General features: G+C 71.5%; 15 protein-coding genes and 1 pseudogene. 10 read left to right on the top strand and 6 right to left on the bottom strand.

The window, feature by feature from the left end; translation table 11 throughout:
- Positions 1-38 precede the first annotated feature (38 nt).
- The 6 genes from OQ02_RS24315 to OQ02_RS24290 form a co-directional block, all read right to left on the bottom strand.
- Positions 39-2,573 (bottom strand): type IV secretory system conjugative DNA transfer family protein, encoded by a 2,535-nt coding sequence (locus OQ02_RS24315; RefSeq protein ID WP_051772740.1) that lies wholly within the window; start codon positions 2,571-2,573, stop codon positions 39-41.
- 155 nt (positions 2,574-2,728) lie between these two features.
- Positions 2,729-4,657 carry a VirB4 family type IV secretion system protein gene (locus OQ02_RS24310; RefSeq protein ID WP_033440861.1) on the bottom strand — a complete coding sequence of 643 codons (1,929 nt, stop codon included), beginning with the start codon at positions 4,655-4,657 and terminating at the stop codon, positions 2,729-2,731.
- Positions 4,657-5,898 carry a PrgI family protein gene (locus tag OQ02_RS24305; RefSeq protein ID WP_033440860.1) on the bottom strand — a complete coding sequence of 414 codons (1,242 nt, stop codon included), beginning with the start codon at positions 5,896-5,898 and terminating at the stop codon, positions 4,657-4,659. Before OQ02_RS24305 ends, OQ02_RS24310 begins: the two co-directional genes overlap by 1 nt.
- The gene (locus tag OQ02_RS24300) at positions 5,895-8,135 is read right to left on the bottom strand and encodes a type IV secretion system protein (RefSeq protein WP_231500201.1); all 2,241 of its coding nucleotides are present in this window, start codon (positions 8,133-8,135) and stop codon (positions 5,895-5,897) included. The genes OQ02_RS24305 and OQ02_RS24300 overlap by 4 nt, the downstream gene beginning before the upstream one ends.
- A gap of 109 nt (positions 8,136-8,244) precedes the next feature.
- The gene (locus tag OQ02_RS24295; RefSeq protein ID WP_033440859.1) at positions 8,245-8,562 is read right to left on the bottom strand and encodes a pilin; all 318 of its coding nucleotides are present in this window, start codon (positions 8,560-8,562) and stop codon (positions 8,245-8,247) included.
- A gap of 200 nt (positions 8,563-8,762) precedes the next feature.
- A complete protein-coding gene (locus tag OQ02_RS24290) occupies positions 8,763-9,830 on the bottom strand; it encodes a hypothetical protein (RefSeq protein ID WP_033440858.1) in 1,068 nt (355 codons plus the stop codon).
- Between the two features lie 523 nt (positions 9,831-10,353).
- On the opposite strand from OQ02_RS24290, the gene OQ02_RS41240 reads away from it, so the two are divergent.
- The 10 genes and pseudogenes from OQ02_RS41240 (at position 10,354) to OQ02_RS24245 (ending at position 18,113) form a co-directional block, all read left to right on the top strand.
- On the top strand, positions 10,354-11,478 hold the full coding sequence (locus OQ02_RS41240) for a hypothetical protein (RefSeq protein ID WP_051772739.1): 1,125 nt from the start codon (positions 10,354-10,356) through the stop codon (positions 11,476-11,478).
- 79 nt (positions 11,479-11,557) lie between these two features.
- The gene (locus OQ02_RS24280) at positions 11,558-12,703 is read left to right on the top strand and encodes a TRM11 family SAM-dependent methyltransferase (protein ID WP_051772738.1); all 1,146 of its coding nucleotides are present in this window, start codon (positions 11,558-11,560) and stop codon (positions 12,701-12,703) included.
- A pseudogene (locus OQ02_RS46020) lies at positions 12,700-13,251 on the top strand (DNA cytosine methyltransferase); the annotation flags it as partial. The gene OQ02_RS24280 and the pseudogene OQ02_RS46020, both read left to right, overlap by 4 nt.
- Positions 13,252-13,339: 88 nt before the next feature.
- Complete coding sequence (locus OQ02_RS46015; RefSeq protein WP_231500217.1) at positions 13,340-13,786, top strand: hypothetical protein; 447 nt, start codon at positions 13,340-13,342, stop codon at positions 13,784-13,786.
- A gap of 56 nt (positions 13,787-13,842) precedes the next feature.
- Complete coding sequence (locus OQ02_RS46010; protein ID WP_231500216.1) at positions 13,843-14,169, top strand: hypothetical protein; 327 nt, start codon at positions 13,843-13,845, stop codon at positions 14,167-14,169.
- Positions 14,166-15,119 (top strand): hypothetical protein, encoded by a 954-nt coding sequence (locus OQ02_RS24265; RefSeq protein ID WP_033440946.1) that lies wholly within the window; start codon positions 14,166-14,168, stop codon positions 15,117-15,119. The genes OQ02_RS46010 and OQ02_RS24265 overlap by 4 nt, the downstream gene beginning before the upstream one ends.
- A complete protein-coding gene (locus OQ02_RS24260) occupies positions 15,116-15,688 on the top strand; it encodes a VUT family protein (RefSeq protein WP_231500200.1) in 573 nt (190 codons plus the stop codon). The genes OQ02_RS24265 and OQ02_RS24260 overlap by 4 nt, the downstream gene beginning before the upstream one ends.
- Positions 15,685-16,566, top strand: a complete 882-nt coding sequence (locus OQ02_RS24255; protein WP_231500199.1) for a deazapurine DNA modification protein DpdA family protein — start codon at positions 15,685-15,687, stop codon at positions 16,564-16,566. Before OQ02_RS24260 ends, OQ02_RS24255 begins: the two co-directional genes overlap by 4 nt.
- Complete coding sequence (locus OQ02_RS24250; RefSeq protein WP_051772736.1) at positions 16,563-16,829, top strand: helix-turn-helix domain-containing protein; 267 nt, start codon at positions 16,563-16,565, stop codon at positions 16,827-16,829. The genes OQ02_RS24255 and OQ02_RS24250 overlap by 4 nt, the downstream gene beginning before the upstream one ends.
- Before the next feature lie 111 nt (positions 16,830-16,940).
- Positions 16,941-18,113, top strand: coding sequence for a tyrosine-type recombinase/integrase (locus tag OQ02_RS24245; RefSeq protein WP_033440857.1), 1,173 nt, complete (start codon positions 16,941-16,943; stop codon positions 18,111-18,113).
- Positions 18,114-18,117: the final 4 nt, after the last annotated feature.

Below are 18,117 nucleotides of genomic sequence, written 5' to 3'. Positions count from 1 at the left end.
GGGTGGTGGACAGGTGGCAGGTCGGATCAGGGGAGAGGTCAGCCGTTGCGGCGGGGATCGGAGCTACGAGGGCGCGCGACGGACTCGCTCCGGTCCGCGACTCGGGTCGAGTCCGATGAGCCGTGAGGCGGCTGGGCGGCGGTGCGAGGCGAGGTGGTGGCGGCCTCGGTCGCACGAGTGCGCGCAGTACGGCGCGCCACGCCGCGGATCTCTCGTGCTCTGCCAGGGATGGCGGGTGGGAGTGGCCGGGTGAGCACGGTGAACGGCTGGGCTTCCTCGCCGTTGAGCACCAGGCGCACGGCGGCGTGGTAGACGCCGAGGTGGGCGAGGTCGTGGTCGGACAGCCGTGGGGCGGTGTGGCGGGACAGCTCGCGCGAGTCCTCGGGGCTGGCGTTGAAGAAGATCTTGCTGCGGGCGTTGGTGGACATGCCTTCGCGGAGTTCGCGGGGGAGCTGGCCGAGGTGCTGGTGGGCCAGGGTCATCGCGACCCGGAACCCGCGGGCCTCAGCGAGCATGTCCTCGATGGGGTAGGGCAGGTTGAGGAAGTTGTGGCACTCGTCGATGACCAGGCTCGCGTCCCGGCGCAGCCGTTGCGGGGTGCGGGCCCGCCCGGTGGTGGCCTGCCAGGTCCGCGCGACCACCAGCGACCCGACCAGCCGAGTGGTCTCCTCGCCCAGCGAGCCCTTCGGGATGCGCACCAGGCAGATACCGCCGTCGAGGACCCGGCTCATGTCCACTGTGGATTGACCGCCCGCGATCGCGTCGCGGACGAATGGCCGCAACAGGAACGCGCGGAGCTTGTTCATCAGCGGGCTGATGACTTGTGAGCGGGAGGAGTCGGTGAGTTGCTCGTACCAGGACCAGAATCCGCGCAGCACGGGGTCGGTGATGCCGGCGGTGACGCGGCTGCGGAACGCCTCGTCGGCCAGCAGTTTGGGCAGGTCTGCCAGGGTGGCGACGCCTTCCTGGGTGCGCAGGGTGAGGCAGGCGGCGCGCATCACGTCGTCGGTGCGCGGGCCCCAGAACGCCGAGTAGACCCGTCGGAACACCGACACGAGGTTGTCCACGGTCAGGTCGGTCTCGCCGCCGTCGAGGGGGTTGAGGCACGGTGGCCGGGATTTGCTGTCGGCGTCGAAGATCACGACTCGATCGGCTGCCGAGCGTGGCAGGCGGGACAGGACGTCGGTGACGAGGTCGCCCTTGGGGTCGATGAGGACGATTCCTCGGCCGGCCTCGGCGTCGGCGAGGATCATGTTGCCGAGCAGGGTCGACTTGCCCGAGCCGGTCGCGCCGATGACGTGCAGGTGGTGGCGGGCGTCCGGGACACGCAGGGCGACGGGGCGCTGGTGACCGGTGTCGGTGACCCCGATCGGCTTGGCCTCCGGACCCGGTGTCGCGATGCCCGGTGGGGGTGCGATCGCGCGGGCTCCGGCGCGTTGGATGCCAGGGATGGACTCATCGGTCGGCAGGTGGGCGATCGCCGCCAGCTCAGGCACCGACAGCAGGTCTCCGCGTCCCAGACGACGGGAGTCGATGACGCGGCCGGGGTGGCGGACGCGGCGGCGGGTGTAGTGGTTGTGCTCGGTGTAGGAGGCGAACGAGGCTGCCAGGGCGTGTGCCCGTCCGCGGGCGACGTCCCGCGCTCGGCGGACCTCGGCCTCGTCGATTTTAGCGGGCAGCAGGGTGGCCACGGCGTAGCGGACGACCGTCTCGAACTGGCTGCCACGCTGCTTGGCGACGATCGCGCGGTTCTGCGCCGCGTATTCCAGCGAGGTCTGCGGATCGCTGTGCAAGGCCCCGGTCTTCGTCCTCGCAGTAGCCGTACGCCGCGAGCGGCTGCCCGTGCCGGGGGTGATCGCGTCGAGCAGGCGGCCGACCAGCCGGGTCGAACCGCCGGTGTGGACTCGGCGGGCGGCGCGACGGGCTTTCTGGACACGGCGGCCGGTGACCGGGCGGGCCAGCACCTGCACGCACGCGTACTCCTCACGCCCGAGCCCGACCGGAGCGCCGATCAGAGCGCGGATCGGGTCGGCGTCGAAGTCGCTGCGGATGGGCAACGCCTCGGGGCGGGCCAGCCGCAGCTCGCCGCCGACCACCAGGTGCCGTTGCCCCTCGTCCGGTGTGGGCAGGGGCGGCTCGGACGGGCCGACGCGGGTGTGCGCGCCTGGCCAGGCCGCCTCCACGGCGCGTTCGACCAGGCCGGGCGGGATGACGCCGGGCACCCACCACCGGATCGCGACACCGGCCTCGGAGAACACGTACTCGCACGCCACGTGCGGCTGGCCGGTGAACGTGCGGCGCCAGCCCGGCCGGAGCAGTCCGACGAGGTTGGACCACAACGCGGCCCCGCCTGCGGGATCCACCGCGGGTGGGGCGAGCACGGTGACCTGACGGGCGTCGGCCAGCAGCAGCTGGTGGCAGCGACGTCCCCACCACCGCCGGCCGAGCACGATCCCGGCGACGAGCACCGCCAGGACGGGGACCGCGATCGGGCCCCACTCCAGGATGAGGTCCCGCAGCCGGGCCAGCAGCGCGAGGAGCGCGCCGCCAGGGTCGCGTAGGTAGTCCTCCATCCAGCCGGCGGCGGCAGAGGCCGTCGAGTGCGTTGGCACGGCGGTGAGAAGTGGTTCCGGTGGCCGGTCTAGGGCAGGTGGTACCCAAGTCAGTGTTCGGGGCAGCATGAACGAGTCCCTTCACGGGAGATGTGCGCATCAGGTGGTTGCGCGGCTCAGTCGGCGTCGAGGTGGACCTGGTCATCGTCGGAGTCGGAGCCGAACTCGTCTCCGTCGAAGCCCAGGTCGACGAACGCGGCCTCGGCCTCGTCGACCGGCCCGGCGGTGTCGGCGTAGGCGGCGAGTTCGGCCGGGTCGCTGGTCACCAGGTAGTGCTCGGTGGGCGAGGCGATGCTCTGGAACGCCACCCTCTGGGTGCCTGCCGACAGCAGGCCTTGGCCACGGTCGGCGGAGAGCAGGAACGCTCGTTCCCCGGCGGAGAGGTCGAAGGTCCGGGTGATCTCGTCGATGGCCTGCGACGCCTGCCGCAGCAGGATCTGGGTCGCCGCGTTCGCCACGACGGCCTTGCCCAGGTCGCTGCCGAGCACGTCGGCGGTGTCCTGGGTCGCCACGGTCAACCCGGCCCAGTGCTTGCGGGACGCCTTGGCCATACGGAACAGGAACTCCGCGCCCGACTTCTCCTTCATCAGCAGCCATGCCTCGTCCACCACGACCAGGCGCGGTCGGCGGATGGCGGGGTTGGACACCCGCCGCCACACCGCGTCCAGGGTGAGCAGGGTGCCGATGCCCTTGAGCTCGTCGGGCAGGTCGCGCAGGCTGAACACGACGAGGTGGCCTTCGGGGTTGACGCTGCTGGGGCCGTCGAACAGGTGCTTGAACGCGCCCTCGACGAACGGGTGCAGCCCCGCCGCGAGTTCGCCCGCGGCCCGGTCGCCTGCCTGCCCGGCGTCCGCGAGTCGGTCCCGCAAGACCCGCAGCGTCGGTGACGGGCGGGTCCAGGTCCGGGCATCGGCCGTGATCCCCACGCTCTGGTACGTCGCGGCGATCGCCCGGTCCAACGCGGCCCGCTGCGCCGCCTCCAACTCGCCGCCGACGAGGACGGCGATGACGGTGTGCAGGAACAGAGACCGGCGCACGAGCGCGTCTTTCGGGGCGGTGCGGCGGCCGTCGGCGCGGGTGTGGATCGGCAGGTCGAAGGGGTTGAGGCGGACGCCTCGCGCGCCGAGGTGGACGTAGGTGCCGCCGACCGCGGCGGCCAGCCGGGCGTACTCGTCCTCGGGGTCGACGACGGCGATCTCGATGCCCCGGTACAGGCTGCGCAGCAGCTCCAACTTCACCAGGTAGGACTTGCCCGCGCCGGAGCGCCCGAGGATGACCGAGTTGTGGTTGTGCATCCCGTCGCCGAACCGGTCCCAGTGCACCAGCCCCTGCGAGCCCACGTTGTAGCCGTAGAGCACCCCGGACGGTGCCGCGACCGAGGTGGGGTCGGGGGCGGGCAGGTCGGGGCTGGTGAACGGGAATGCCGCCGCCAACGCCGAGGTGTCGAAGGTGCGTCTCATGCCGATGAGGTCGAGGCCCAGCGGCAGGGTGGACACCCAGCCCTGCAACGACCGATAGGTGGTGTGTTTGGCGTCCAAGAGCAGCGAGGCGCACAGCGACCGCAACGCCGCGACCTCGTCGGCCAGTCCCTTCTCCGTCGCCGCGTGGATGGTCAGGTAGAGCCCGACCCGGAACAGCTTTCCCTCGCCGCGCGCGACACGGGACGAGAGGTCGTAGGCGTCCTCGGTGGCGGCCTCGACCTGCGGGTCGAACAGGCGGCCGTGCTCGGCGGTGTGCCGCCGTCCGGCTTCCAGCTTCGCCAGTTGCTTCTTGAGCCGGGAGGCAGCGGTGGCCGGGTCGATCGGTTCGACATGCAGCGACACGTCCAGGCGACCGGGATAGGTCAGCAACGGTGCCAACCAACCGGGATGCACTTCACGCGGGAACCCGACGACGGCGAAGCTGGCGACCCATTCGCCGCCGACCTCCAGGTGCCGTGCGGCTACCGACAGGGCGTCGGGGGTGAACGCGGCGGCTGCCGAAGAGGCCGTTGTCGGAGCGGCAGGGCTGTGGTTGCCACGGTTCTTGCGTGCGCGGGAAGCCATCAGGACCGCCCCCTCTCGTCCTCGGAGTCATCCGGGTAGTCGTCCTCGTAGTCCCAGTCGTCCCCGTACTCGTCGCTGTCCTCCGACCGGCTGGGTGCCGTGGCGGTGTGTGCAAAGAAGCGGCCGTCGTTGGGGTCGTCCTCGGCGAGGTCCGCGCCGGAGGTGGTGATGACCTCGTCCGCGCCGGCCAACCCGGCGGACGGGGGCAGCAGGCTGTCGGGATTGCACGCCGAGGCCAGCACCGCCGTCGCCTGTCCGGCGTCGAGCGAGGTGACCACGATTCCGGCCGGGGACAGCAGCTCGATCGCCTCGCCGAGACGGCGCACCAGCCGGGACTCAGCCGCCCGGCGTGTTCCGGCGTCGATCTGTCCGTCCGCCTGTTTGCGGTGCTTGCCCGTCATCGACCCGAGCACCGCGAGCGGGCCGGGTCCGCCCAACCCGTCGGTCGGCGCCGCTGTGCCGAGCGGCTCGCGCAGCACGAGCAGCACCTGGCGGCGCAGCAGGTCGGACTGCTGCCCGAGCTGGACCAGGTAGTCGGCGTGCTCGACGGCGGCGGCCTCCAGCGCCGGGTGCGGCAGCCCACCCGCGCGCTCGCGCAGCTCGGCAATCTGGGTGGAGAGGTCGAGGCGTTCGGTGCGCACGAGCACCTGGACCGGTGCGGTCAGGGAGTGCAGGTAGCGGCCGAACGAAGCGACCAGCGCCTCCTGCTCGTTCGGGGTCCGCAGTGCGAAGTTGACCGTGCTGGCGACCGCGACCACCGCCAGGCCGTCGCTGCCGAGGTCGACCACCCCGGTGTCGGTGACGGCCTCCGCTGGCAGCCGCAACGCCGAAGGCGACACCTGCTCGGGCTGCCCGGTCCCGCCCTTGCCGCCCTTGCGGCGACCCACGGTCGGGCTCGTGCTCCGGTCGGTGTCCGGGGTGAGCCAGGCAGGTGCCGGGCACACGCCCTCCGGGGCGGCCACCTGGTGCCGGGGAGCGACGCGTTGCCGGATCGCGGCGACGAGCAGCTTGTCCATCGGCACCCCGTCGCGCTTGCCCAGGGCGAGCATCGCCAACACCGCGCCGACCGGGACGGCGAACGCGGCGAACACCGGGATCGGGACGAAAGCACGGGTGGCCGCCCAGATCAGGTAGAGCACCGCCCCGGCGGGGGCGAGGATGGCCAGTTGGCGTGCGGTCAGCGGCCCGAGAACGCGGTCGTGCATGTCGACATCGGCCGGGATGCGGACGGGAGCGGTCATGAGGTCTTACCTCCTGGCTTGGGACTCGGCCGCGCCGGTGGCGGCGGTGGCGGTGGCGGTGGTGAGCTGAAGACCGGCGTCGTCGGTGGCTTGGCGGGTTTGGGCAGGTCCAGCGGCAACCGCAGCTGCTGTCCCGCGCGCGGCACGCGCCGAGGCGGTGCCGCTGGTGGCGGAGCGGCTGCGGGCTTGGTGGCGGGAGCCCGGCGCAGGCCGTCCAGCGGCAGCGGGTACTGGCCGCTGCGGGTCGCCCGGTCGCCCTTGTACGGGTCGAAGGGCAGCTCCGGCTGAACCACCCGACGTCCGCTCGGTCGTGGAGGTGGAGGCGGCGGATTCACCGGGCGGGGCACTCGACGCACCCCGTCCAGGGGCAGCGGGTACTGCCCGGACCGGTTCGGGCGGTTGCCCTGGTAGGGGTCCCACGGCAACTCGAGCTGCTTGCCCCCGGCCGGGCGGGTGCGACGACCGCCGGTGTCCGTCCCGGTGGGTGAGGCCGGTCGTGGCGTCGTGCGCTGGACGTCCAGGGGCAGCCGGTACTGCCCGTCACGGCCGAGGACCGGCTTGTTCTCCGGCCAGTCGTCCCCCAACGGCAGCGCCAGCTGGCGGCCCCGCGGACCGGAGGACTTCGAGGTCGGACCGGACGTCGGCTTCGGCGTGGGCTTGCCCGTCGGGCGGGTGCGGCGCACACCGGGCAGCGGCAGGACGTACTGCCCGCCTCCGGTGGTGCGCGTGTTGGCGTACGGGTTGGACGAACCGCTGCCGCCGCTGGACCTTCCGCCGCCGTTGCCGCCCCGGCCGCCGCCCGACGGGCGTGGCTTCGGGCTCTTGCCGCCACCGCCACCGCCACCGCGGAGCAGGCCGAAGGTCTTGTAGGCGAGGAAGCCCTTGACCAGCGACCCGATCAGACCGCGCCTGCCACCCCCGCCGCGCACCGACGACAGCACCCAGAACGGGATCTTGAACAGGATGTACATCAGCGCGAGCGCGACGAGCAGGTTGATCAGACCGGAGGTGGTGGGGCCGAAGAGGGTGAATCCGCCGGGGGCGAGGAACACTTTCATCGCGGTGATCAGCGTCAGGCTTTGGCCGAGTTGGATTGCGAGGCAGCCGCCGTAGGTTTTCCACCACCAGTAGGCGATGCCTTCGGTCTGGGGCAGGGCGTGGAACATCAGCGCCATCGGGGCCCCGGCGATGAGGATGATGGTCAGCGCGACCCGCACCACGTAGGTGATGAGCAGCGCGACGAGCATCCCGGCGAGGAAGACGCCGATGAAGATGATCCAGATGCCGCCGTTGAGGCTGCCGAGTACGAGGTTGCGCAGCGTCTCGCCCGCGGAGTTCGCGTCGACCCCGCCGCCCATGATCGCCGCGACGAGCGCGTTGGCGATCTGGATGCCCGTGGTCGCCACCCACAGCGACAGGGCACCGGCCAGGAACCCGACGACCAGGCGCGGGGCGAGTTCCTTGATGGAGTGTCGGGTCTGGACGGTCTGGTATCCCATCGCGACGATCCCGGCGATGAGCACGAGCAGGCCGTAGGAGACCAGCAGGATTTGCCAGGAGTTGTCCCACAGCTCGCCCACCCGCGGCAGCGAGTCGGGCATCGGCGTGGTCAGCAGCGTGCGCGACAGCAGGTCCAGCAGCGGGTTGAGTGCCTCGGTGACGATGCCCCGGAAGAAGGCGTTGATGGCTTCGGTGATGCAGGCACCGATGTCGGTGATCCCGCAGTCGTCCTCGGTCTGCTCGCCCTGTCCTGGCTGCCCGGTGCCGGGTGTGGTCGTCGGTGTCGTGGTGGCACCGGGTTGCGGGATGCAGCCCTGGCCCGTGCACGGCGACGACGTGGTGCTCGGGCCGGGGCACCCGGGCTGCAGCGGTCCTGGGACGCAGCTGGCCGAGGCGGACGGCCTGCTGGGGTTGGACACGGGCAACCCGGTCGTCGTGGCCGCCGTCGGCTGTGTGGGCGGGGTGCAGACCGGCCGCAGCGGTGAGCCCGGTCCGCACGTGCCCGGGTCGACGGTCGGGCTCGGCAGCGGTTGTGCGGCGGTGACCCGCGTGACGAGGGAGCCCGACCCGGATGTGAGTGCCACTGCGGCGAGAGCGACGCCCAGCAGGACGACCAGGCTCACCGCCAACGCCGGTAGCGTCCGGTCGCGCGTCGTGCGGGGCGGTCGCACCACCCGGCGGGCCTGACGGGGGCTCGCGGCCGGAGGCGCGAGCATCTCCCGGTAGTCCGTCGGCACCGATCCGCTGCGCGCGCTGGGCGTTGTGTCGTGCGGTGAGCCGACGGTGGGGCCGACCGGTGTGCGTCGTGGGGCAGACCTGACCGGCCTGTTCGGCGGGCGCATCGCCTCAGGCCCCCACGATGCCCTTGAGCACGGTGACGACCAGTGGCGCGAGTGCGGCTAGGCCGTACCCGATCCCGGCCGATTTGAATGCCTGCTTGGACTTCTCCTGCTCGCCGGGGTCACCGCCACCGAACACCCGGCGGACGCCCCCGATGGTGAAGAACACCGTCGCCAGGCCGGCGAGGATGCCCATCAACCAGTTGCGGATGTTGGTCAGGACCTCGTCGACGCTGCCCGCGATCGCGAGCACCATGGTGTCGGCGTGCGCCGTCGCGCCGGAGGCCTGCAGCGCCACCACGACCAGTGCGGCAACGAACAGCACGCGACGGCGGACGCTGCGGCGGCGGTCGCTACGCCCATCAGAAGTCGGAGGTGTGTTGCCGTCGTCGGTCGGCCGCCGCGGGCCCGCGCACGTCGGTGTGTGGGCTCGCGAGGTCACCTCACGGCGGCTGAGGACAAACCTGCGGCGAGGCCGGTTGTCACCGGGCCGGCAGTGGTGGTGAGGGCGAACTGGGGTACGGGTCAGGCGCATCGCGACACTCCCGGAGTCGTGCCCGACGGCCGCTGTGCCGAGTGCTGCGTGGACTCGCGCGGCGGCGTGGGCGAAGAGGTGGTGTGCGCGGGGGTGGCTGGTTTCCTCCCGCACCCCTGAACTCCGGAAAATCGGCCCTGCGGGGACACGCGGTCGCCGACTCTCTTCGCCGTGCGCGCCGCCAGATCAGTGACATTGCGTGACGGCGAGGCGGCGATGGTCGAGTGCTGGGCGGCGGCTGTGATGGTCACCGCGTCGGCCACCCGGGTCGCCACGTCGCCCTCGCGCGGACCGGAGTGCGGGGTGTCGGTGGTGTCGCCGAGCAGGTAGGCGACCAGGCGGTGCTCGGCGCGTTGGCGCGCCTTCTTCGCTGCTTGGTAGGAGAGGTTGCGGCCGGTCGCGGCGTCGGCCAGCGGCACACCTTCCAGCCGGGTGGAGCCGATGAGTTCGGCCTCGGCGGAGGTGATGGCGTGCTCGGCGACGGCGCGGGCGAGGACGAAGTCGGGGTGGCCCCACGGGGGCGGCGGCATCGTCGAGCGGAAGCCCTCGCCCGCGTGACCGGAGGGCACCGGCGCGTCCAGCGCCTCGCGCACGCACGCGTGGCCGGCGCGGTAGGCGGCCCACCGCAGACGCAACATGACCCGCGGACGGCGCAGGTCGATCCCGCCGAGCTCGGCGACGAAACCGGCGAGCACCGCCGCGTGGATGTCGCTCGGGTCACCGGCGAACTTCGCCGACAAGGTGGCGGCGATGGTGGTCAGCGCGGGCAGCGCGACACCGACCGCGCCGACGGTCCAGGCGTCGCCCTCGGTGCGGGCGAGCAGGACCAGGTGTGCCCACGCCGCGTCCCGCAGCGTCTGCGGGCAGCGGCGGCGCAGCAGCCGGTCGCGCAGCTCGTCCAGCGGCACCCGGCGTGCCGGGAGACCGGGGAACAACCGGCCGTCCACCGACACCGGACGCGGCCCGGCGACCAGCCACTCGAACGCCGACCGCGCCGCGTCCAACGGCATGGAGCCGCGCTCGAAACCGGAGCGCGGAATAGCCTCACGTGAACTCATGGAATGGCTCCCGAAAGCAAGTCGGAATCAACGACTTGCCCAGGACGCCACGGCGGGTAGTACCAACCGATGACCAAACTGGTACCGAACGAGTACCGCAGAGGTACCGGCGATCACCACCCCGCCGCCGCAGGGGTCACAAGATCCACTCATCACTGAACACGCGCAGTCAAGATCAAATCGACCCGTCCGGTAATGCCTGCCTAGCTGGCAATATGGGTTCCCGGTACTAGTTCGGTACTAGTTTGATCATAGCCGTGAGCGAGTCGTCACGCGCTGCCATGGCCGGGGTGCCCGCGACCTCCGGCGGGATCGAAAAAGCGCTCGGTCACCTTCTCCCTGGGCCCGCCGCCTCCCTCTGCGCGGGCATACGTGCGCGAACCTTTCCCGCTATTCGCTGTCGAAAATCCGGTTGAGAAAAGTGGCCGGGGGCGTGTCCCCGGAGGGGTCGTATTTCGGAGTTCAGGGGTGTCATCAGCGCCTCACACCGACATGCGCACCCACCCCTGGTGAAGGGACACCCGTGACCCAGCCCGACAACTCCGCCCGCCGCTCGCCCCGACGGCGCGTCGACTCCACCCACCCGGCTCCGGCCCGCCCCGGCGGGCACCGGGGCGGTGACCGCCGACCCTGGCCGACCGCTCCGAGCACCACCCGGGTCAGCCCCGGCAAGCCCGCGAAGTCCACGGCCGGCACCGGCCGCTCGCGCTCACGCGGGTCGGCCTCGACCCCGACTCCGGCGACCGTCTGGACCGCCGGCACCGCGCCGATCGACCTCGACGCCATGTGGCCCGCGACCCTCGTCGAGCGAATCGTCACCTCGTTCAGCAAGCCCGCCGAACGGGTCGTGCTGTTGGACTGGTCGACCCCCGAGCGCACCCGCACGACGCTCGGCGTGGTCGGTGCCGACGGCGTCATCGACCACGCCCCCGGCACCGAGCCGGACCCCGACCTGGCCGACACCATCGCCGCTGTCGAACGCCTCGACCGCGGCGTGCGCGTCGAGCGCGTCCCGGTCGACGCGACGTCGACCGGCCCGGCTTCCCGCCCGTTCTGGGCCGACCTCGTCGGCGGGGTGGGTCCGGCTCCCGCGACCCTCCCCACGGCACCGAAAGTCACCGTCGAGGTGCCCTTCCCGCACGCGGGGACCGAACCGGTGGACAGCGCCGATCTGATCGTCACCAGCCTGCCGTCGCACCGCTCCGGCGACCACGGTGACGGCAACACCGCCGACCTCATCGCGCTCTACGCGGCACGGCGGCTACGGGTCGGTGGCATCCTCGTCGTGCTCACGCACTGTGACTGGACGTCGGGCGAGCTGACCGACCCGACGGGCGCGGTGGTGACCGCAGGACAGAACGCCGACCTGCTCTACCTCCAGTACATCGTCGCCCTGCACACGCCGATCCACGACGGTCGTTTCCACCTCGCCGACGCCCACTCCGACGGCGTTCGCGGTGACCGCGACACCGACGACGGCGACGCGCGTGCACGTCACCGTGCCCTGGTGCGCGGGCTGCCCGCGCCGCATCGGCGCATCCACTCCGACGTCCTCGTCTTCGCCCAGCCGCACGACCACCAGCCCACGCCCGCGGCGTCGCCGAGTCCGCCCACGGACGTGGTCCCGCAGCCCGAAGACCTCAGTTGAGCATCGCGCCCGACCCGCGCCGGACGACGACCTCTCCCACCCCGGACCGCACTGCACCGCACCGCACCGCCAGGAAGGCATGCCCGTGACACACGACGCCACCCACCAGCCCACCGCCGAGCCCTCCGCGACGACCACCGCAGCGGTCGGCGACGAGCCGACCCAACGCATCCCACGCGCGCTCATCACCGCACTCGACACCTCGCCCACCCCTGTGGACAACTCTGTGGACAACGGTGAGCAGAAGAGCAGCGCGGAGCCGCCCGCAGTGTCGGTGTGGACGACCGCGCAGTCCTCGCCGGCTGCCCAGCGCAAGAACAAGTACACGCCCGAGTCGACCGCGCATCCGGCCAAGATGCTGCCCGAGGTTGTCCGCCACGCCGTCACCCACTACACGAAGCCGGGCGAGCTGGTGCTCGACCCGATGTGCGGCATCGGCACCACCCTGGTCGAAGCCGTCCGGCTCGGTCGCCGCGCCGTCGGCGTGGAGTACGAACCCCACTGGGTCGAGGTTGCGCAGGCGAATCTCGACCTCGCGCGGGAGCAGGGCGTCGGCGGTGACGACGGGATCGACGCACGGGTGTTCCACGGCGACGCCCGCCAGCTCGTGACGCTGCTCCCACCTGAGTACGTCGGCCGGGCGGCGCTGGTGGTGACTTCCCCGCCCTACGGCCCGTCCACCCACGGGCAGGTGTCGGCGGTACCCGGCGTCGGGGTGCAGAAGTACCACCACCTCTACGGCAACACCCTCGACCGCGGCAACCTCGCCAACATCGGCCACCACCGGCTGCTGGCCGGATTCACGCGCATCCTCGCCGCGCTGCGCACCTTCCTCAAGCCCGGTGGGCACATCGCCATCACCATCCGCCCGTGGCGCGAACACGCCGAGCTGATCGACCTGCCCTCCCAGATCCTCGCCTGCGGACGCGCCGCCGGCCTGATCCCGGTCGAGCGCAACGTCGCACTGCTCGCCCGCGCCGCCGCCACCGACCTCGTGGCGCGCGGCAGCTTCTTCCAGCGCGACTTCATCCGCAAGCAACGCGAGGCCGGACTCCCGCTGCACCTGATCGCCCACGAGGACGTCCTCGTGTTCCGCACCGCGCTGCACACGTCCGCCGGAAACTGTGCGGCCGGTACTTCGTCGGGCGAGGTGGTGGACCTCGGGCAGTACCGCTCGGCGCGATCCGCGCGCGACGGTGCGGGTGAGCGAGGCCAGGCGGCATGACACGCCGTTCGCCGCGCTCGCGCCGTGACTGTGCGGCACGTTCGCTCACTCTCGTCCCGGCCTCGGCGGTGACGCCGGGGCAGGGACGGCGGACTCGCCCTGTCACCGAGTCCGGTCCGGTCGTGGGCTCGTTGTGCACCGGCTACGGCGGCCTGGACCTCGGCGTGCTGGCTGCCCTGGGTGGCGGCCGGATCGCCTGGGTCGCCGACCCCGACCCGCACGTCGTCCGAATCCTCGATGCCCGGACACTGGGCATCCCGAACCTCGGTGACCTGCGGCACATCGACTGGGCCCAAGTCGAGCCGGTCGACGTGCTCGTCGCGGGGTTTCCGTGTCAGGACATCTCCGCCGCCGGGAAACGCGCGGGCATCGAGAAGGGAGTCCGCAGTGGGCTGTGGGCCGACATCGTGGCGGGCCTTCGCGTACTACGACCCGCACTCATCGTGGTGGAGAACGTCGCCGCGCTTCGCTGGCGCAACGGAGGACTCCACCGTGTACTCGGCGACCTGGCCGAAGCGGGGTATGACGCGCTCTGGCGTAGCGTCCGCGCCGCCGACGTCGGAGCCGCGCACCGCCGCGAACGCGTGTTCCTGCTCGCCTGGCTGCGCGAGCCCAGCCCCGGTCGACGAGACGGACATGCTGGCGACGCCGACCGCGCACGACGGCTCCTCCACTGGCATCAGCGCCGCCGGCAGGCAGGGCGGTCCGTCACTGCCGGACCGGCTTCGATCGTTGCCGACCCCGACAGCCTCGGATGCGAAGAACTGCACGCACCGCACGCAGACAGGTGGCCTGTCGCTGCCGGATGCGGCCCGGTTGTTGCCGACTCCGCGAGCCTCGGACACCGGCACGGCGGGCCGCAGGGCCGGAGCGGGGTTCCGGCCGCCTCTGTCACAGCAGGTGCTCCCGCTGGTGGACCCCGAGGCGTTCCTGCCGACGCCACGAGCGACGGACGGAACGAAGGGCTGCCCGGCACAGCGGGGCTCCAAGGGCGACCTGATGCTGCCCTCGGCGGTCATCCGCCTGCTCGTCCCGCCGGCGCGCCACCGGCCCGACGGCAGCGAGACCGACGACATCTCGTAGCGGTTCCCGACTCCGTCAGCACGAGGAGTCGCGCATCCGGTGGCGAGTCGGCACCGGTGAACTGGGGTGTCTACGAGGCGGCGATCCGCCGCTGGGAAGCGGTGCTCGGCCGCCCGACACCGCACCCCACCCAGCCCGGCAACCACGGCCGCCCGGTCCTCGCGCCCGCCTTCGTCGAGCACCTCATGGGGCTGCCCGCAGGCTGGGTCACCCACCTCTCCCTGCCCCGCACCGCGCAACTCCGCGCCCTGGGCAACGGCGTGGTTCCCCAACAAGCCGCCTACGCGGTGGCCCTGCTGCTCGACGACCTCGCCGAACTCCTCGGCACCACCACCGACATCGACGACCGGTCGCGAACCGGGCAGGAGGTGACCGCGGCATGACCAAGACAAGCCTGAAGGCGACCGACACCGGACCCGCCTTGCGACTGCTGTCCCTGGGCGCCGGAGTGCAAAGCACCACCGTGCTGTTGCTGGCGTGCGAGGGCGAGATCCCGCGCTTCGACGTCGCCCTTTTCGCCGACACCGGCTGGGAGCCGCGCGCCGTCTACGCGAACCTCGACCGCATGGCGGCGCACGCCGAGCGCAAGGGAATCCCGGTGCGCCAGGTCTCGGCCGGGAACATCCGCGCCGACGCCCTCGATCCCCGCCACCGCTTCGTGTCCATGCCCCTGCACACCCTCAACCCGGACGGATCCCGAGGGCTCGCGCGCAGGCAGTGCACCTCCGAGTACAAGATCATCCCGCTGAAGAAGGCGGCCCGTGAACTGCTCGGCTATCCGCATCCACGTCGGGTGCCGCGCGGGGTGTACGCCGAGCAGGCCATCGGCATCAGCGTCGACGAGTTCCACCGGGCCAAGGACTCCGGGCTGCGGTTTCTGCGCAACGTCTTCCCGCTGCTCGACCTCGGCTTCGACCGAGCCCGCTGCGTCGACTTCCTCGCCGAACGCGGCTTCGGGAAGACGGTGAAGAGCGCCTGCGTCGGGTGCCCGTTCCACGGCAACGCGGGCTGGCGCTGGGTACGCGACCACGATCCGCAGGGTTGGGCGGAGGCGGTCGAGTTCGACCGCGCCATCCGCCACGGCCACCCGCACGCCACCACCCAGGGCCAGGAGTTGCGCGGGCAGTACTTCCTGCACCGCTCCTGCCTCCCGCTGGACCAGGTCGACCTCGACGCGCCCACGAGAACGAACCGACACCTGCGGATGATCACAGCAGAGTCGACCCAGGCGGAGGATGGCGACCCCGACGGCTGCTCGCCGTGGTCGTGTCGATCCGGCGAACCCGCCGCCGACACACCGGCGACCACAGGCTCCCAGGAGCGTGCGGCATGAGCACCGCCACAACGGTCCCGAAGCGCGCGCGACCACTGGACATGTCGTTCGTGACCAGGCGGCCCTCGGTGCTCGCAGTGGCGGCGATGGTCGGCTACCTCCCGTCGGTCGTCGCCGCCAACGTCGCCTCGGTGCTCTGGCCACCGATGCTCGTCGCCGGATTGCTCGTCCCGGCGGGAACGCTGTTCGCCGGAGCGGCCCTGACCGCCCGGGACTTGCTGCACGACACCCTCGGCGTCCACGGGGTGGCGGCAGGCATCGTGGTCGGCGCGGGCTTGTCCGCAGCGTTGGCCTCTCCGCAGCTCGCCGTGGCCGGCGTCGTGGCCTTCACCGCCTCCGAGGTCCTCGACGCACTGGTATACGTACGGCTGCGCCGGCACAGCCGACTCGGAGCCGTCGCCGCGTCCAACGCGGTCGGCCTCGTCGTCGACAGCGTCCTGTTCGTACCGCTGGCCTTCGGCAGCTCCGCAGCCGTACCCGGACAGATCCTGGGCAAAACGGTCGCTACCGTCCTCACCCTGGCCGTCCTCCGGGGCACGGGTCTCATGCGGTGGGCAGTGCGGTCATGAGGTTCTACCTGGGCACCCACCAGCCTTCCTGGCTGGCCCGCGACCTCCGCGTGCCGCTGCTGGTCAGCCACCGGCGTCTGGCTGGCCGCCGAAGCCTCCCGCGTGCCACCGGGCCGTGGGCGCTGGACTCCGGCGGTTTCACCGAACTGTCCCTGCACGGCCGCTGGCGCACCGACCCTGCCGCCTACGTCGCAGCGGTCCGCCGCTACGCCACCGAGATCGGGCATCTCGAGTGGGCCGCACCCCAGGACTGGATGACCGAGGACCACCTCCTGGCCCGTACCGGGGAGAGCCTGCGCACGCACCAGCACCGCACCGTCGCCAACTACCTGCAACTCAGAGACCTGGCTTCGGACCTGCCGATCATCCCCGTGCTGCAAGGTCAGTCGATCACCGACTACCACCGCTGCGCCGACCTCTACGAACGGCACGGCATCGACCTGGCCGCACTGCCCCTGGTCGGAGTCGGCAGCGTGTGCCGCCGCCAACACACCACCGAGGTCGAGCGCATCGTCCGGTCGTTGGCCGCCCGTGGCTACCACCTGCACACCTTCGGCGCCAAGGTCCTCGGTCTGGCCCGCTACGCCGACACGGTCACCTCCAGCGACTCGATGGCCTGGAGCTTCCGGGGTCGCCACGTCTCCGGCTGCACACCAAGCCACCGCAGTGAGTCCAACTGCCTGCGGTTCGCCCTGGCCTGGCACGACGACTTGACCCGGCGACTGCGCACCACCCGACCCGCGCGCCCGGTCAAACCACACCGCACATCCACCCGCCCACTCTCGACCGGACCCGACACCCACGCACGAAGCAACACCAGGCCGCCTCGCGATCCAGTCCGCCACCGCTCATCCCGCCGCCGGGCGGAGACGCGATGACCACACGCCGCATCACGCCCACGTCGTCCGGCCACCACCCGGAGCCGCCGGAGTCGGTGCCTCGGCTCTACACCCCGGCCCAAGCCGCCGAACTCCTCGCCGTGCGCGAGTCCTGGCTGCGACGCAAAGCCGGACAACGCGCCATCCCCTGCACCTTCCTCGGCAAACACCTGCGCTTCTCAGCCGCCAACCTGCGCGACATCGCCGACTCCGGCAACCACACACCCCCGACGCTCCACAGTCGCCCACGTCGAACCCACTGACACCAAAGAACTTCCCCGACGCCTATTGCCCTTTACCGCCAACAGAGCGTCCATGGGCGTGTCACACCAACCGCCCGTCAACAGCTCCGAACATCCACACCGGGAGGCACGATGGCCTGGTCCGAACAACACGGCAAGACCTGGCGGGTGCGCTACCCTAGAGACGACGGCACTCTTGGATCGGTCACCGGATTTCCCAACAAGTCATCGGCCGACAACTACGCCGACACCCTCGAAACCGACCAACGTCGAGGTGCCTGGATCGACCCGGCGGCAGGCCGGATCGCAGTGGCGGAGTGGGCCGACGACTGGCTCGACGCCCTCGACCTGTCCCGCGCCACCGAAGCCCAGTACCGCAGCCTGGTGACCAACCACATCCTGCCTCGATGGGGCGAGACCTCCCTGGCCGACATCACCGGTCTTGCCGTCGCCGCCTGGCGCAAGCAACTCACCGCCGGCTACGCGCCGGCCACCATCACGACGATCGTCAAAGTGCTGTCGATGATGCTGGCCGACGCCGCCGACGACAAACTCATCCCCGCCAACCCCATCCGCCCCCGCCGACGGGGTAAACGCCAACGCGCGAAATCCCGCGAGCGCACCTGGGCCACCCACCAACAGGCCCTGCGCGTCGCCGACAACGCCGCCGCCCTCGTCGGCCCGTGGGCGGGCTTCCTCATGCTCACCGCCGCGTGGACCGGAGCCCGCTGGGGTGAACTGGCCGGTCTGCAACGCCACAACACCCATCTCGACGACGGCCGCATCGTCATCGACCCCGACATCGGCGCACTGCACGAGATCAACGGCCATTTCGAGCTCGGCCCGCCCAAGACCGCCGAATCCGCCCGCACCATCACCCTCCCGCCGTTCCTGATCCCACTGCTGCGCCGACACCTCGACAGCCACGACCACCCCCACGTGTTCGTCACCGCCGAAGGCGAGTACCTGCGCCGGTCCAACTTCTCCCGCCGGGCCATGCGCCCCGCCGCCGACGGCAACCTCAAGCGCACCGCGCCGCCCGTGCGGATCGAGCCCGTCCAACCAGGACTGACGTTCCACGGCTTCCGGCACAGCCATAAGACCTGGATGATCGCCGACGGCGTGCCCGAGATCGCCCAAGCCGCACGTCTCGGGCACACCCTCGAAGACAAGATGCAGAAGGTCTACTCCCACATCGCCGCCGAAGTCGAACACCGACTTCTCAACGGTCTGCAAGACCGCTGGGACAAGGCCGTCGCCGACTCGGCCAGGCCGGAACCACTGACCCGCTGGCGACGCCTCTGATCAC

The sequence above is a fragment of the Saccharothrix sp. NRRL B-16314 genome, assembly GCF_000716595.1.
Classification (GTDB): Bacteria; Actinomycetota; Actinomycetes; order Mycobacteriales; family Pseudonocardiaceae; genus Actinosynnema.
This window is presented reverse-complemented; position numbering and strand designations above follow the sequence as displayed.